Below are 14,064 nucleotides of genomic sequence, written 5' to 3'. Positions count from 1 at the left end.
CCTGGGTCGGCAGTACAAGCGTCACTCGCATTTGCGTCTTATTTGCTTTATGGTTCAAACGCAATATTCGTGACGGTATCGCCAACGCCAGTAATCGAATGTATTTGGTCGGCGACGACCTCCGGCAAGTCGTCTAAGGTATCGAGATCTAATTGGGCGATGATGTCGTACTCACCAGTAACGATATGAACGACACTGACTGCGTCCAATTCGGCAATTTGAGTCGCAGCCTGTGAGACAGCGCCAGCATCAGCAACAATATGGACATATGCATTCGTCATTGTTGATCAAGATATGTTCGGTGTGGAATAGCATATCTCGTCCCAGTCTGGTCAATTTTTGCCGGCATTTACGACGCCGTATGCCAAACACTAGTCGGTGACCGTCACACTCCTTAGTACCGGCCAACAATAGCACGAACTCCGACATCCCGTAGATCACCCGAGAGGAACCGTTCTGCACTTTCTTGGTAGCGTTACGGGGTGTTGGGTGCACGGTCGCCGGCTTTTGGCAGGCGTGCCACGCTCTTCCGATTGGAGGGAATTAGAGTACTCGACCTCTCGTAGGCGATCAATCGTGAATTCAATTCGATTAGCTGCCATATCTCACGGTTTCTGGTTCTCTAAGGGAGCAATCAGTACTTGCTGTGAAAGACAGCTGACTCGCGTTACAGATATAGTTTTGTAATGAATAGTTTCCAGTTAGTAATATCGCGTGGAGAGAGCGGGACAGAATACTAGTCCCGGTTTTTGTTCACGTATAACGATGTCACACTACCTCCGGTATTTTTCGGTCAGCAGATTCAGAAGCAGCGGATGAACTCAACATTTAAGGAACTCATTTCGATAGGCCTATCAACCTTTCTGTGCCGTCTTCAATACTTCGTGGAATCAAAAGTGGAAAGCGTTGTGATTTCGAAGGAAAGGGTATCGTATCGATACTTCCCCTTTTAAGACAATAGCTACGAAGTATCACATCAGCAGAACGGGGATATACGGAAGCCTGTTCGCTGATCAGCACCCAATCCTATTGATGACACAATGTCTTCTAAACACTCTCTCGGACATAGGACAATCCTTATTTCCTTCACTTAGAAATTATATAATGAGTATTTGATAGAGGATTTATAATTTTCCGCGTAGTTGATCTCATTAATAGCAATTAACGATGGGTCTTCAACCCGGCAATGGAGACCGTTATCGGCCCACGCAAGGAACTCGGGATACGGACGATTTTCAATATCCTTGGGCCACTGACCAACCCCGCCGGTGCTGACGCTCAAGTATTCGGCGTTTACGATCCAGAGCTGGTGTCAATTATCGCTGAACCGCTGACCCGACTAGAGATCAAGCGTGCACTTGTCGTACATGGATCTGGACTCGATGAGGTTGCAATCCACGGCGAGACGACCGTCTCTGAAGTCACCGATGACTCCATTGAGGAATACACGGTTAGCCCGCAAGATGTTGGGTTAGAAACCCATGAAATCGGAGCGATCGCAGGTGGCACCCCAAAGAGAATGCAGCTGATCTCCGCGGGGTACTCACAGGAACAATCACTGGTGCGAAGCGTGATATTATTCTCGCAAACGCTGGCGCGACAGTATACATTGCTGGCCTTGCAGAAACCCTAGAGGAAGGAGTCACTCATGCTCGAGATGCAATCGATTCAGGTGCTGCCGCCGCTAAATTTGAGGACTTGTGTACATAGTAGCCGAGGAGGTGCTATCTACAAACTTGGTTTTACAAACCACACAGATTTGACCGTAGCCGAGATTCCTGTCTTCCCAAGTTATCATACTTATCTTCGGAAATTGCCGATATACAGGAGAGACATGATCACTATGTAGATGCTGGGGAAAGCGGACTACACACAAGTAATGGGTATTCTGAATGTTACACCAGATTCCTTTTCTGATGGAGGGCTGTATACGACAATTGAAAACGCCATTGCACGTGCTCGTGAAATCGATGAGGCAAGAGCAGAGGTGATCGACGTGGGAGGAGAAAGTACCCGTCCAGGTGCTGATCCAGTTTCGAGCGAGGAGGAACTCGAGCGTGTCATCTCTGTCACTGAGAGGATTACAGAAAGCTCTGAAATTAATACACTAGTTTCCATTGATACATATAGACCGGACGTTGCCGAGGCAGCACTTGATGCCGGTGCCGATATCATCAATGACCAAAACGGTCTTAACGATCCCGAAATGCGGTCACTCATCGCTACTCGTGAGTACAAAGCAGTGCCCATGGATGCAGTCAATCTTCCAGTCGAACGTGAGTATCGATCGGACACGGAAGATGTAGTTGCCGAGGTCTGTGACCGTCTTCAGAAAAACGTTGAACGTGCTCATGCTGCGGGTGTCGCCTCTGACTAGCTCATCCTTGATCTGGCATTGGATTCGCAACTGGGGAAGTGAGGATGGAGAGTTGATTGCTCGAACCGATGAAATTACTGAACTTGGATTTCCAGTGCTTGTTGGAGCATCACGTAAATCATTCACTACAGAGGTGGTTGACCTTCCACCGAGTGATCGAGTCGCATCGAGTATTGCCGCTCACCTTATCGCCGCAGCGAACGGAGCGAACATAGTACGGGTTCACGATGTTGTCGAAACCGTGGCTGCACTCCGTACCGCCGAATCGATCTGGGGATTCCGTTAAAAAGAATAATGTGAGTCGTCAATAGAAAAAATTTGGACTCTAAATTAAACTATCGTTCAGGGGTCTAGCTGACGATGACAGCAGTCAAAACGATCAAATTCTCCCATACTATTCGCCGGTAACCATTACGACACCAGTACTCGTGACAGTTACTTCATAGCCACAATACATGAATTCGACCACCCCTGGTGTTGGTGCTTCATCCTTCATAGTGTGAAAGAGAGCGTCTAAAGCGTCGGGATCGATCGCCTCGTAGAGCGGCTTAAGAACAGTGTCTCCTTCATTTCTGTCTGTCACAATTGGGCTTATGTTAGCGAACGCTGCTACAGCTTGAATAACTGCTGCGGATAAGGATTCGTTCTCTGCTGCGTGGTAGGTGTACGCATCTTCAGTTAGCCGTTTATCTTTGCAGTCACTGACAAGCGTCATCACCCAGTACTAATCCTGTGCTATCCGTATCACTTCGGGTTTACGCGGTTAGCGATTTAAATAGGAGAGTCTTGAGCGAGGGTATGACGAAGTAGTGTTTCTTGTCCGCGCCGGAGCCTATTGGATAAGGCAGCGGTCGAGATACCTAGATTGTCCGCGATTATTTCCATTTTTGTTTCACGTGGTACACTGAAATATCCTTTTTCTAATGCAGTAAGAAGAGCCTCGCGCTGAGCGTTTGTCACGCCATATCGACCGCTCCCCCCACCGTCATTCTCAGCCACGTTCTCCTCATAAAGATTTAACAATTTAAATGCTCGGCCTCGTTCACGACAGGCATCTCGAAAGTTGGTCAACGCTTCTCGTGACGGAAACCGAGCCAGAAGTTCCTCTCGGTGAGAAGTCATCACAAGATTGATAATCGTTATGTCCTGCTCTACGATGATCGGATGTGGCGTTTTTTGTTGTGCCCTATCTGATAGAACTATACGATACAAGTGTCGGTCGGGTAGTTGAGTGAGACATTTATAGGACGCAATTGCCGGATCAGCTTCCAGAGCAGCCTCATAGATCTCAAAATCGTCGCCTGAAGCCCAAAAGATGAATTTCCATGGTTCATCCTCTTTCGAACGAATATCCTCTAAATGGAGCACCATGTCAGGAACAGTGTTCAGTGCCTCTTGTCCGGGTGGGGGTCCGACCTCAATCCGTCCAATCAGAGTCATTAGCGAATGCTTAGTTTTCTGGGGAAATGAATGCTTTGACTACTAAAAACCGCGTCCTCAACCGACATTTGTTATCAGTGGCGGCTTGACCGAGAAAGATGGAGTGCACACCATGAAACCGGATGTAAAATACTAGATTAACGAAGTCTTCAATAGATTGGATAAACGTGGGAGATGGTTTACGTTTCCCTTGATTCCGAAACCAGAATTGGCTTACGATGAGGCCCAGTGATATGAAGTATGACTCAATTAGAAGCAGTCCTTTTTGATATGGATGGGGTGCTCGTCGACTCAGAGCCATTCTGGCAGCGGTTCTGGCGCGAGAAGGTTTTCGCTCATGTTGAGAACGGGAACCCACAGTTGGAGGAAGTAACAGCCGTAATTTTCGTGAGAGTCTCGTGGATCTTTCACAAACATATGATCTTCCTGGTGGCCCAGAGCGCTATGAAAGTCGATTCGAAACCGCCGCAGAGACAGTGTACAGTGAGCAGGTATCAATGACTTCTGGTATTCCAGAGCTTTTTGAGTCGCTTCGAGAACGAGAGATCGATGTCGGAATTGTCTCTTCAGCACCCGTTGATTGGATTGATATAGTCATCAAGCGCTTTAAGCTCGATCCAATTTGAGGATTCTGTAAATGGTGTTCGGGAGGGAGCACAGGCAGAGAGTACGGTTATTCGATTCTGTCAAAACAGTGACGTCCAAGTTACAGAGGACACTGATTTCATTGCTAACCCTCCCCAGGAACTCCAAAAAACAATTCTCGGATTACTCCCCTGATGATTTGCAAGATAGTCCGTTAGCGATTAATATCGCGATAGTCTTATATCTGCCTTATCGAGGAAGGGGGACAGTCCTCCAACTGCGCCAAACTCAATACTCTTTCCAAATTTTTACCTTTTGCCCATCGATCGTTTAGAGACAGATAGCTTATGCGGAAGTGCACTCAACGAAACGGTAGTACCGAGTGAATTTTACAAACTCTGGGAAATCGTCGACATAATTGACGCACTCGGACTTATTTCCTTCTAACGATGCAAGGTCAAACTGGATGCTTTCGTCAAGTTCGTCATAGTGACGGACAGTGGCATCTGCTGGCATTTCGGCTGGTTCGACGGGTCTAACTTGCAGTCTCACTGTGATATTGACTATGGGGGAAGAAGTTAAACCAACCATGGTAGCGGTACGCATTGCCTCGATCACACCCCATCATTTTGATAATGAAATCAAATGGAGTTCAGTGTTATACGGTGAATTCCTCTGGGCAGTAGCTTTTCTCAAGAAATAACTGGACACCCATTGCGTGAACGTACGTATTACTTCAGAATTCATCTAGTTTGACTCAATCGGAACGGCTTATATCCAGTCTGTGTACTTTCGAATCATCGAAATTAAAATTCGAGAAATAATATGGAAACTCAGAATAGCTAAATTTTAGTTGTGGATTAGAATATCTGTGGTATGACTGCCCATAGCTATCAGGATGAAGGCGGACGTAGTTCAGGGCTTCCGAATGTTGTACCGTTCGATTTACCGAGCGTATCCCGAATACATTGGGAATTAGGGGAACGTATTGTCAAGGATGCTAATTCAATTCTTCACAGTAAGTGGGAGCAAAGGAGTGCATCGTGGACGCTGTGGATTTTCCAAGTAGCAAGTTCAATTGTCATCATTTGCATCTTTACACCCGCTAGAAGAGAACGGTTCTACAAAGTTACACAATCCGATTTTAATTCGATAATATCGAAGCTTGCTGCAGCGCCGCGCTGGCATCAGTTTGCGTAATTGTACCGTAATACGTCTATGGTGGACTCCTTCGTCCGATCGTGGCATCTAACACATAAGAGAAAATAAGACATTTAATTTATATAATATTCTCAAAGTGCGTCATCGAAACAGGAAGCCATATCCTCAGCGAAGCCGCCAACCCCGTTGAGTGGGGCTGTTCACCAACTATTCGAAGGTGAGTGAGTAACAACGCTTGCGCGCATCGACAAAGGAGAAGTGAAACTCAACGAGGTCGTTCTCCTCCAGTCGGGTGAGCGCATACCGGATGGTTCGAGGCGGAAGCATAGTTTCTACCTCAAGTTGCGCTTGGGTGAGTGTCTCGTTGTATTCGAGTACTTTAGCGACCAATTTGGCACTCGGCGGCAGTTTGGAGAGTACCTCGATGGCCTCACTCTCTTCTAAATTGTGTTCGCCCGTCTGTACGGACTCGGATTGCTGCATTATGCGACGGGTTTTGCATGCGCTTCTTTAATACTTCCGGTGTTAATTATTCCCATTAGTAATCAAAAAGATAGAATGCTTGCACTAACCATGTCTGATCACTTTATGTAAAAATTGTATATTATTAATTAGATAAGCTCTCGATTGAGAACTTGGTGTTCGAGGCTGTACCTTCCGTTCCCGTATACAATGAGAACGAGAAATGCTGCGACATAAAGTAGGCCGGGCTCCCCGCCGTTCTGAATCGGAATTAGTTCTTCTGGAATGTGAGCAATAAACTGGGCAGCAACCATCTCTCCAGTCGTAAGGAATGCAACAAGCCGAGTTAGCACTCCAATGGCAATGAGAAGACCACCAAAAAACTCGATGACGCCAGCAGCTCCATACATACTAAAAAGGGACGCAGTGTTACCGCTGCCATCGACACCCCCGAAGAAGCCGAACAGCTTCTGGGCGCCATGTTGTGCGAATAAAAGCCCAACAAGTACGCGAAACACTGAATAAATTGTCTCTTCGTACGCTTCGATTCTGCGACCAATTAGAGCGGACATACTTTGTTATTGATTCTCACTGGTATTCAATGTCGGGCCATCAGCCAGTATTGCCAGCAGAACGGACTTGCTGGCTATTTACCCTCGCCATCCATTACAGAATTCCGTTGGCTCAGATTAGTTACCGTGCATTGGAATGATCGCACCAGAATTCGATTCTTACGTGTAATTACGCCTATCCAGGGATGTAACTCAATCCACGAGGCGGCGCTCGGTTTTTCTTTCGTTCGATTTCTAGTCCTTCGAGAAAGCAATCTTAATGGGGGATGGTTATACACTGAAAGACGATGCGTGTTACCATACTTGGTGCTGGAACGATGGGTCACGGAATCGCTCAGGTGTTCGCAACGGCGGGCAATGATACCGTAATCAGGGATATCGACGAGTCGCTCCTTCTCGATGGTGTCGAGTCGATTGAGTCGAACCTCAACGGCGCCATTGAACGGGACAAACTCACCGAAGGGGAGAAAGTAGCCGTGTTAAACAGAATAGAGACAACGATATCGCTTGCAGACGCTGTAGCAGACGCTGATCTGGTCGTTGAAGCGGTGCCGGAGGATCTAGATATTAAACAAGAAACGTTTGACGATGTCGCGAAACATGCTCCGGCAGACGCGATCATCGCGACGAATACCTCTTCAATTTCTGTGACGGAGATTGCAAGCGTTCTCGATAACCCGGAGCGAGCGATCGGTCTCCATTTCTTCAACCCAGTACACATCATGCCATTGGTTGAGGTTGTCGTCGCCGAGCAAACGAACCAATCGACCGTCGAGTCTGCCACTGACTTCGTCGACAATATCGATAAGAATCCAATTGTCGTGCGTGACTCGGCCGGGTTCGCCTCATCCCGCCTGGGTGTTGCGCTTGGCGTTGAGGCAATCCGAATGGTCGAGGAAGGAATCGCTGATCCGCGCGACATTGATAACGCAATGAGCCTTGGATACAATCATCCGATGGGGCCACTTGAGCTTACTGACGTAGTCGGTCTTGATGTCCGCCTAGATATCCTGAAGTACTTGCGTGAGGAACTTGGTGAGCGATTCCGGCCTCCTCAATTATTGCGGCAGAAAGTTCGGGCTGGTAACCTCGGGAAAAAGACCGGCGAGGGATTTTATGTTTGGCAGGACGACGAAATCTCCGGAGTTAGCGGAAAGCGGTGAGATAACTGATGACTGATCTCGAAAACACCGTAACGGATTGCGAGTCTGTCAAAGTCACGGTGGGTGAGCGAGTTGACGGCGTCGTTACTGTAACGCTGTCGCGGCCCGCCGCGCGGAACGCACTCAACACACAGATCCGAGACGAATTGGCGACAGTGCTCGCTACCATTGAGCAGGATAACGCGTGCCGAGTGGTCGTTGTGACCGGGGACGACGAGGCTGGGACGTTTGTGGCCGGAGCCGACGTGAAGGAACTCCGCGAGCGGAATGCCATCGAACAGCGCGAAGTAAGCAAGCGTCCGCGCATCTACGAGCGTGTGGCGAACCTCTCGAAGCCTGTGATCGCTCGAATTAACGGACACGCGCTCGGTGGTGGCTGCGAATTGGCGCAGGCTTGCGATATTCGGATTGCCGCGGAGAGTGCGAAGCTCGGTCAGCCGGAAATCAACCTCGGACTCATCCCTGGGGGTGGCGGAACGCAACGTCTTTCGCGATTAGTGGGTGAGGGTCAGGCTATGCGGCTAATTCTCTCCGGGGAGCTCATTGATGCTACTGAAGCTGCCAACATTGGACTTGTTGATGAGGTTCATTCCGACGACGATCTTGACAAAGCAGTATACGGTCTGGCTGAGTCCATAGCCAAGAAAAGTCCAGTCACGTTGGGGTTCGCCAAGACTGCAATCCAAGCCAGCAGTGAAATGGAGATGAAAGCCGGGATCGAGTATGAAGCGGAGTTGTTCTCACAGTTGTTCGCCACGGAAGACAAGGATGAGGGTATCGACGCGTTCTTCGAGGATCGTAAACCCGAGTGGAAAGGTCGATAGAGATTAATTTGATCCGTTGAGACGCACAACCACTCTATGGTTTTTCGAAAATTCCGTTATAGAACACATCCATTGCCGTTAGCAGGCCATGATGGCAATAATGTGTTGCAAGACGACATTTCAGAGATGGAAAAATCTTCTCTGCCCTCACTATCTACCGCAAGCTATTTCATGGTTAACTAGGTTCATTTAGTTGGCTATGCAAGCGAATATCCCACAGGGATACCTCCCAAGTGCGGATACGAGTCCGAATTTCGTTCACACACTACCCGAAGTACACTACCCGCAGAAAATCAACGTTGCAGCCGAACTTGTGGATTCACATGTCGATGAGGGACGAGGAAGCAACGTCGCAATTCGGTTCGGGGACAATGAATTCACCTACAACGACCTACAGAAGCAGATAAATCGTCTTGGTAACACTCTTTTGAGTAAAGGCGTCGAATCGGGCGACCGTGTCATTGTTCGCTTCTCAAACCGGCCTGAAGCGATCATCTCTTGTCTCGCAATCCAGAAGATTGGGGCAGTAGCACTCCCCTCAATGAAGCTCCTCAGAGCGAAGGAACTGACGCATATCGTTAACGATTCGGAAGCGAAAGTTGCTATCGTCTATGATCGGCTACTCGACGAACTTGACGTGGCGCTCAATGATCTCGACACGCTTGAGGAGGTAATCGTTGTCAATCAGTCAAATGCTGAACACGACCATGAAGACTACGACAAACTGCTCAAAAGTTCGTCTACTGACCTTGATCCGCACCGAACAGACCGCGATGATCTCGCGCTCATGCTCTACACCAGTGGCACCACTGGTCGGCCGAAAGGGACATTCCACACACATCGTCAGCTGCTTGCAACGGCCGATGGTTATGCGCGATATTGTCTTGAACCGACCGAAGACGATGTTTTTGGGGGGAATTCACCGCTTCCGTTCGCATTCGGTTACGGAGCTCTCGTCACATTCCCCCTACGGTTCGGTGCGACGACAAGCCTCGTCGAAGATGCGAAGCCCGAACAATTACTTGAGACAATTGAGAACCACGGCATTACAGTTCTCTGCTCAATTCCAACGGCCTTCAACCAAATCCTCGCGAAGTATCCAGACGGTGCGGAGCAGTATGACGTGTCGTCGCTTCGGGTTGGAATGAGTGCAGGCGAACCGCTGACGCCAACGACTTTCGATAATTTCGAAGAACAGTATGGTATCACGTTGCTTGACGGTATCGGTACGACGGAGATGCTCCACGTCTTCGTCAGCCACCGGCATACAGGGGATATCGACCCAGATGCAACCGGATTTCCAGTACCGGGGTACGAATGTAAAATCGTCGATCCAGATACGTATGAAGAGGTTCCTCGGGGAACGCCAGGCTTATTAGCGGTTCGTGGGCCGACCGGTATGACCTATTGGAACCGTCCCGATAAACAGGATGAAGTCACCGCTGACGGATGGTCTTTGCCGGGGGATATATTCGTTCAGCGAGAGGATGGACGCTTCAAATACAAATCCCGACGTGGTGATCTCATCATCTCCAGTGGCTACAATATTCCGGGGCCAGAAGTCGAGAGTGTACTCGAAAGTCACGATGCTGTCGCAGATGTCGCTGTCGTTGGCAGTCCAGATTCAGAGCGGGGACAAATTGTCAAGGCCTTCATTGTCCCAAGTCCCGATACTGAAACCGGTGAAGCGCTGGTCGCGGAACTACAAAATCTCGTCAAAACTACTCTGGCACCATACAAATATCCACGAGCAGTAACCTTTGTCGAGAATCTTCCTCGAACAGAAACAGGGAAAATACAACGGAAGAAACTTCGGGATCAAGAACGAAAACTACAGTCTACTCAATAGGAAAATCGCCATTTAATACAACTATTATAGAATGATAAATTAAATAAAGAACTATAGATAGGAAGTCTTCGTTCTTAAGAATTTACACTACACAAAGGTTCCAAATATCACTATCGCGAGTGACAGATATATTTTGGATTGGCCGATCATTGGATCTGGCGCTGTAGGAAGAACTTATGTACCGTCACACAGTGGTGTCTGACATGTACTGGATCTCGTCCTCAATCGATGGGAGGTGGGGACAATGACCGCTGCGTATACCACCTCTGAGGAATACCTCCCAGAGGATCCCAAAGGCGAGGTTACGCTCCAAGTGACTCATAAAGAGACAAAGGAGATCTTTACGACGCGAGCACGTCTGGCACAGAGTTCCGATGAGCTAGCTAACCCTGAACAACTTACAGTCGTCCGTGGTCCCCATGAGAGTGTCGAGGAACAGTGGTACATCGAAATATTGGAAACGGACATCGATGACCTAGAAATCAATCGAGAAGTACTGTGGGAATGTATCAAACGGAGCCGCGAGGAATCTAATATTATTAATGCTCGATCGGACGAGCTTCGAACGCTGCTGCTCTATTTAGTTGAAACGAATAGTTATGGATCTGTTTCAGAAGCCGTCCGTGGGTTGCTACGAGACCATCTCTCCGATCAATTTCCTGAACTCGTCGATGAATATGTTGACGTTCGGACGGAATATGAGCGTGAGGAGATATCTTCTCAGTTAGGAGGTCATAGAGAATAATGAGTGTTGAAAGTTTTCGCGACTACCTTTCGCTTCTCGATGATATAGATGAAACAACACGGGTATCGAAACCTATTTCGTGGAATCTTGAGGCAAGCGCGGTCACGATGATGGCAGATCTTACTGATGCCAATATTCCAGTATTTGAGACGGTTGAGGATCAGAAGTTAGCAAATGCGCGCCTCGTCGGAGATCCGTATCGCGGTGAACGATATCGACCATGGGATCGGGTTGCTGCCGCCCTCGGTCTGCCCACGGGATTGACTGGTGACGAGTATTACGATACGGTCATGAATCGACTCCGCTCACCGATTCCTCCAACGACCATCGATCGTGAATCTGCTCCGTGTAAGGAGGTAGTTCGGACAGACTCAGAGATTAATCTGTTTGAGTTCCCATGGCCATACATACACGCTGGAGACGGTGGACGGTACTCCAACCTGCACACAGTGATTACAACTGATCCTGATTCGGAGTGGGTGGACTGGTCGTACCACCGTACGATGATTCATTCCCCGACGAAGGCGAGTGTTCTCTTACTTGCCGGGGAGCAGACGCCAAATCTCTACTATTATAAGTACGAGCGACGCGATGAGCCAATGCCGATCGCAATCGCTATTGGGGCAGACCCAGCTGTTTACTTTTCGTCGGTCATGTGGATTCCAACTGGGCGCAATGAGGCAAACTTTGCAGGAGCATTGAAAGGTGAACCAATCGAATTAGTTGAATGTGAAACGAATAACCTCCTTGTGCCAGCCAGTGCGGAGATTGTTATTGAAGGGACAGTACAACCTGGTAAACGGCTTGACGAGGGGCCGTTCGGTGACTATTTTGGGTATATGCATGGTCCTCGACGTTCAATGCCTGCATTGGAAGTAGACGCCATTACACACCGAAAACATCCGTATATCCCTTTTTGTGTGGAAGGTATTGGAGTAGGCCATACATTTAATTCAAGCACGACGATGGAGGTGAGTTGTGTTGGCCCTGATGCGACGCTCGGGCTCCAGACTGCTGGGTTCGATATTGAAAAATGTGTTCCATGGCGATTCACCCCGCGAACGGCATATACGGTCTCCACCAAGAATCCCCGGCCAGGTTACCTCCACGACCTCGCAAACTTCATCTTCACGACATGGGGGATGCTCCATATCGACTTCTTTGTCTTCGTCGACACCGATGTCGATCCACTAGATCAGCGCGCCGTTCTTGAGGCGATCGCGATTAACGCCGACCCCGATCGAGATTTTCACCAGTTTGGCGTCGAGACGATGCCGAAAGTACCGCTCAACATCTACCAGACTCCCGAGGAGAAAGGGAATATCGAGACTGGAACCTCTAAGACGAAGACAGCGAAGGCATACATCGACGCCACTAGCGACACTTCGCAAGCACCATCGGCATACCTTGACGACAACGAGGTTGTCCATGAAGCTCGCAAAACTCTCGAGAGCGCTGGCTTGTCGATTACCACGGAGTCATCACAGGAGAATCACCAATGAGCTTCAGAGAACATATATCGACGCTCAATTCGAATGGGGATCTATTGAACATCGAACAGAATGTTCATTGGGCCGACGAACTACCGGTTATAGGAGCAGAGGCAGCACGAGAGAACGGTCCAGCGATTCTCTTTGAAAAGGTCCCCGGGAAGACACGAGTAGTGAGTGGAGCGTACGGCGGGCCAGATCAGATGATTCCACGAAAGAAAACCCCATGGTCGCGGCTCGCGATGGCTATCGGATTGGAGAGCGACGTACCGTACGACCAGTTCGTCCGTCAACTATCGAAGGCACCAAACGACGATTCCTTACCACCACAGGGATCGCTCAAAGCGACACCGGCTGAGGTCGATCTTTATTCGCTTGGACTGCCAGCAGTCTCTGCGGGAGTACCAACGATCACTCTTGGACTTCTGGCGGTATCCGTTGAGGGGGAGACGACGTGGGCACCCGTTCGAGCGCTCGTCGACGGTCACGAAAGTCTGATAGCCTCCATCCCCTCATCTCTCGCAACACAGCTCTCATCTGGTGTCGATGTCACCGTGGCTCTCGGCGTACCAGCGTCGTGTCTTATCGCTGCCGAACTACGTTGGATGGGCGAGACGAGAGCGAGTGACCCTCTGGAGACGGCTTGGTTGTACGACGATATAGAGATTGCCGATGGATTAGGTGGTGCAATTCCCGCGAGCGCCGAAGGAATTATTGATGGAACTGTATCCACTATCGACAGTCGGCAGACGAGTCCGACCGAGGGATGGGAGAAGGCCACGGAGACGACGACCCTCGAAATTCGCGTTACCGGACTTGCCTTACGAGACGAACCGATACTCCCCTTCTCACCGGTCGGCGCACCGCTTTCTGACGATATTCACCTCGCGAGTATCGTTGAGTCGGTGCGATTGCTTCGTCGAGTGAATAACTATTGGGGCGTAACGCCAGTAGAATGGATTTACCTCCCCGTAGAAACACGACTCGGCATATGTCTCGTGGCGACTGAAATCCTCTATGCTGGATTTGAGTGGCAGCTCGCTAACACCCTGTTTTCGTTCTCACGGCTATTCGACAAAGTACTCATTCTCGATGAAGATACACCACCAGGGGATCTTGCGAGAGCGTTCGACGATATGTGGATTAAAGCTCACCCATCGCACGACTGGCACTTCAGTGAACCCCAAGCTCCAGCCGCCACAGCGACTACCTATAGACGTGACGGAACGACCGGCTCGCGATTATTCATTGACGCAGCGTGGGATCCACGGTGGGACGATGAGTTCATTGCACCGCGGGTTGACTTCGAATCATCGTATCCAGAGGAAACGAGGTCGTTCGTCCGAGACAACTGGGAAGAGATGGGTTTCTCAACTGACTCAGGAGGGTCATAACA

At 49.3% G+C, this 14,064-nt stretch carries 17 protein-coding genes; 12 read left to right on the top strand and 5 right to left on the bottom strand.

Annotated elements, in window-relative coordinates:
- Nucleotides 1-47: 47 nt before the first annotated feature.
- On the bottom strand, nucleotides 48-281 hold the full coding sequence (locus LIW51_RS17235) for an Lrp/AsnC family transcriptional regulator (RefSeq protein ID WP_227377701.1): 234 nt from the start codon (nucleotides 279-281) through the stop codon (nucleotides 48-50).
- A gap of 905 nt (nucleotides 282-1,186) precedes the next feature.
- Between LIW51_RS17235 and LIW51_RS38595 the strand changes: the two genes are divergently transcribed.
- The 4 genes from LIW51_RS38595 (at nucleotide 1,187) to LIW51_RS39200 (ending at nucleotide 2,663) form a co-directional block, all read left to right on the top strand.
- Nucleotides 1,187-1,633 (top strand): hypothetical protein, encoded by a 447-nt coding sequence (locus LIW51_RS38595; RefSeq protein WP_368411819.1) that lies wholly within the window; start codon nucleotides 1,187-1,189, stop codon nucleotides 1,631-1,633.
- Nucleotides 1,576-1,710: a hypothetical protein gene (locus LIW51_RS38590; RefSeq protein ID WP_368411839.1), complete on the top strand. Its 135-nt coding sequence runs from the start codon at nucleotides 1,576-1,578 to the stop codon at nucleotides 1,708-1,710. Before LIW51_RS38595 ends, LIW51_RS38590 begins: the two co-directional genes overlap by 58 nt.
- A 139-nt stretch (nucleotides 1,711-1,849) precedes the next feature.
- Nucleotides 1,850-2,377, top strand: a complete 528-nt coding sequence (folP, locus tag LIW51_RS38585; protein WP_255767537.1) for a dihydropteroate synthase — start codon at nucleotides 1,850-1,852, stop codon at nucleotides 2,375-2,377.
- On the top strand, nucleotides 2,352-2,663 hold the full coding sequence (locus LIW51_RS39200; RefSeq protein ID WP_368411838.1) for a dihydropteroate synthase: 312 nt from the start codon (nucleotides 2,352-2,354) through the stop codon (nucleotides 2,661-2,663). Before folP ends, LIW51_RS39200 begins: the two co-directional genes overlap by 26 nt.
- Before the next feature lie 108 nt (nucleotides 2,664-2,771).
- Here LIW51_RS39200 and LIW51_RS17220 read toward each other — a convergent pair whose 3' ends face one another.
- A complete protein-coding gene (locus LIW51_RS17220; protein ID WP_227377700.1) occupies nucleotides 2,772-3,092 on the bottom strand; it encodes a HalOD1 output domain-containing protein in 321 nt (106 codons plus the stop codon).
- Nucleotides 3,093-3,148: 56 nt separating this feature from the next.
- On the bottom strand, nucleotides 3,149-3,817 hold the full coding sequence (locus LIW51_RS17215) for a helix-turn-helix domain-containing protein (protein WP_227377699.1): 669 nt from the start codon (nucleotides 3,815-3,817) through the stop codon (nucleotides 3,149-3,151).
- Between the two features lie 240 nt (nucleotides 3,818-4,057).
- On the opposite strand from LIW51_RS17215, the gene LIW51_RS39195 reads away from it, so the two are divergent.
- Both LIW51_RS39195 and LIW51_RS17210 read left to right on the top strand, forming a co-directional pair.
- Nucleotides 4,058-4,318, top strand: a complete 261-nt coding sequence (locus LIW51_RS39195; protein WP_368411818.1) for an HAD family hydrolase — start codon at nucleotides 4,058-4,060, stop codon at nucleotides 4,316-4,318.
- The gene (locus LIW51_RS17210) at nucleotides 4,216-4,443 is read left to right on the top strand and encodes an HAD hydrolase-like protein (RefSeq protein ID WP_227377698.1); all 228 of its coding nucleotides are present in this window, start codon (nucleotides 4,216-4,218) and stop codon (nucleotides 4,441-4,443) included. The genes LIW51_RS39195 and LIW51_RS17210 overlap by 103 nt, the downstream gene beginning before the upstream one ends.
- 1,327 nt (nucleotides 4,444-5,770) lie before the next feature.
- Here the strand turns inward: LIW51_RS17210 and LIW51_RS17205 are convergent.
- Both LIW51_RS17205 and LIW51_RS17200 read right to left on the bottom strand, forming a co-directional pair.
- Nucleotides 5,771-6,046: a MarR family transcriptional regulator gene (locus LIW51_RS17205; RefSeq protein ID WP_227377697.1), complete on the bottom strand. Its 276-nt coding sequence runs from the start codon at nucleotides 6,044-6,046 to the stop codon at nucleotides 5,771-5,773.
- 128 nt (nucleotides 6,047-6,174) lie between these two features.
- The gene (locus LIW51_RS17200; protein ID WP_227377696.1) at nucleotides 6,175-6,597 is read right to left on the bottom strand and encodes a DoxX family protein; all 423 of its coding nucleotides are present in this window, start codon (nucleotides 6,595-6,597) and stop codon (nucleotides 6,175-6,177) included.
- Nucleotides 6,598-6,884: 287 nt separating this feature from the next.
- On the opposite strand from LIW51_RS17200, the gene LIW51_RS17195 reads away from it, so the two are divergent.
- From LIW51_RS17195 to LIW51_RS17170, 6 genes are all read left to right on the top strand, one after another.
- Nucleotides 6,885-7,760: a 3-hydroxyacyl-CoA dehydrogenase family protein gene (locus LIW51_RS17195; RefSeq protein WP_227377695.1), complete on the top strand. Its 876-nt coding sequence runs from the start codon at nucleotides 6,885-6,887 to the stop codon at nucleotides 7,758-7,760.
- Between the two features lie 8 nt (nucleotides 7,761-7,768).
- Entirely contained in the window at nucleotides 7,769-8,584 is an 816-nt protein-coding gene (locus LIW51_RS17190) for an enoyl-CoA hydratase/isomerase family protein (protein WP_227377694.1), read from the top strand.
- 199 nt (nucleotides 8,585-8,783) lie between these two features.
- Nucleotides 8,784-10,433, top strand: a complete 1,650-nt coding sequence (locus tag LIW51_RS17185) for an acetate--CoA ligase (RefSeq protein ID WP_227377693.1) — start codon at nucleotides 8,784-8,786, stop codon at nucleotides 10,431-10,433.
- Nucleotides 10,434-10,677: 244 nt separating this feature from the next.
- Complete coding sequence (locus LIW51_RS17180) at nucleotides 10,678-11,178, top strand: hypothetical protein (protein ID WP_227377692.1); 501 nt, start codon at nucleotides 10,678-10,680, stop codon at nucleotides 11,176-11,178.
- On the top strand, nucleotides 11,178-12,680 hold the full coding sequence (locus LIW51_RS17175; protein WP_227377691.1) for a UbiD family decarboxylase: 1,503 nt from the start codon (nucleotides 11,178-11,180) through the stop codon (nucleotides 12,678-12,680). Before LIW51_RS17180 ends, LIW51_RS17175 begins: the two co-directional genes overlap by 1 nt.
- Nucleotides 12,677-14,062: a UbiD family decarboxylase gene (locus tag LIW51_RS17170; protein WP_227377690.1), complete on the top strand. Its 1,386-nt coding sequence runs from the start codon at nucleotides 12,677-12,679 to the stop codon at nucleotides 14,060-14,062. The genes LIW51_RS17175 and LIW51_RS17170 overlap by 4 nt, the downstream gene beginning before the upstream one ends.
- The last annotated feature ends 2 nt before the right edge of the window (nucleotides 14,063-14,064 follow it).

This window comes from Haladaptatus halobius, assembly GCF_020618475.1.
In the GTDB taxonomy this organism is placed as follows: Archaea; Halobacteriota; Halobacteria; order Halobacteriales; family Haladaptataceae; genus Haladaptatus; species Haladaptatus halobius.
Note: the sequence above shows the minus strand (reverse complement) of the source record. Positions and strands in the feature narration are given on the sequence as shown.

Coding starts and splice junctions, on each gene's coding strand:
- LIW51_RS17235 (WP_227377701.1), bottom strand. CDS start 281: ATGACGAATGCATATGTCCATATTGTTGCTGATGCTGGCGCTGTCTCA.
- LIW51_RS38595 (WP_368411819.1), top strand. CDS start 1,187: ATGGAGACCGTTATCGGCCCACGCAAGGAACTCGGGATACGGACGATT.
- folP (WP_255767537.1), top strand. CDS start 1,850: ATGCTGGGGAAAGCGGACTACACACAAGTAATGGGTATTCTGAATGTT.
- LIW51_RS39200 (WP_368411838.1), top strand. CDS start 2,352: ATGCTGCGGGTGTCGCCTCTGACTAGCTCATCCTTGATCTGGCATTGG.
- LIW51_RS17220 (WP_227377700.1), bottom strand. CDS start 3,092: ATGACGCTTGTCAGTGACTGCAAAGATAAACGGCTAACTGAAGATGCG.
- LIW51_RS17215 (WP_227377699.1), bottom strand. CDS start 3,817: ATGACTCTGATTGGACGGATTGAGGTCGGACCCCCACCCGGACAAGAG.
- LIW51_RS39195 (WP_368411818.1), top strand. CDS start 4,058: ATGACTCAATTAGAAGCAGTCCTTTTTGATATGGATGGGGTGCTCGTC.
- LIW51_RS17205 (WP_227377697.1), bottom strand. CDS start 6,046: ATGCAGCAATCCGAGTCCGTACAGACGGGCGAACACAATTTAGAAGAG.
- LIW51_RS17200 (WP_227377696.1), bottom strand. CDS start 6,597: ATGTCCGCTCTAATTGGTCGCAGAATCGAAGCGTACGAAGAGACAATT.
- LIW51_RS17195 (WP_227377695.1), top strand. CDS start 6,885: ATGCGTGTTACCATACTTGGTGCTGGAACGATGGGTCACGGAATCGCT.
- LIW51_RS17190 (WP_227377694.1), top strand. CDS start 7,769: ATGACTGATCTCGAAAACACCGTAACGGATTGCGAGTCTGTCAAAGTC.
- LIW51_RS17185 (WP_227377693.1), top strand. CDS start 8,784: ATGCAAGCGAATATCCCACAGGGATACCTCCCAAGTGCGGATACGAGT.
- LIW51_RS17180 (WP_227377692.1), top strand. CDS start 10,678: ATGACCGCTGCGTATACCACCTCTGAGGAATACCTCCCAGAGGATCCC.
- LIW51_RS17175 (WP_227377691.1), top strand. CDS start 11,178: ATGAGTGTTGAAAGTTTTCGCGACTACCTTTCGCTTCTCGATGATATA.
- LIW51_RS17170 (WP_227377690.1), top strand. CDS start 12,677: ATGAGCTTCAGAGAACATATATCGACGCTCAATTCGAATGGGGATCTA.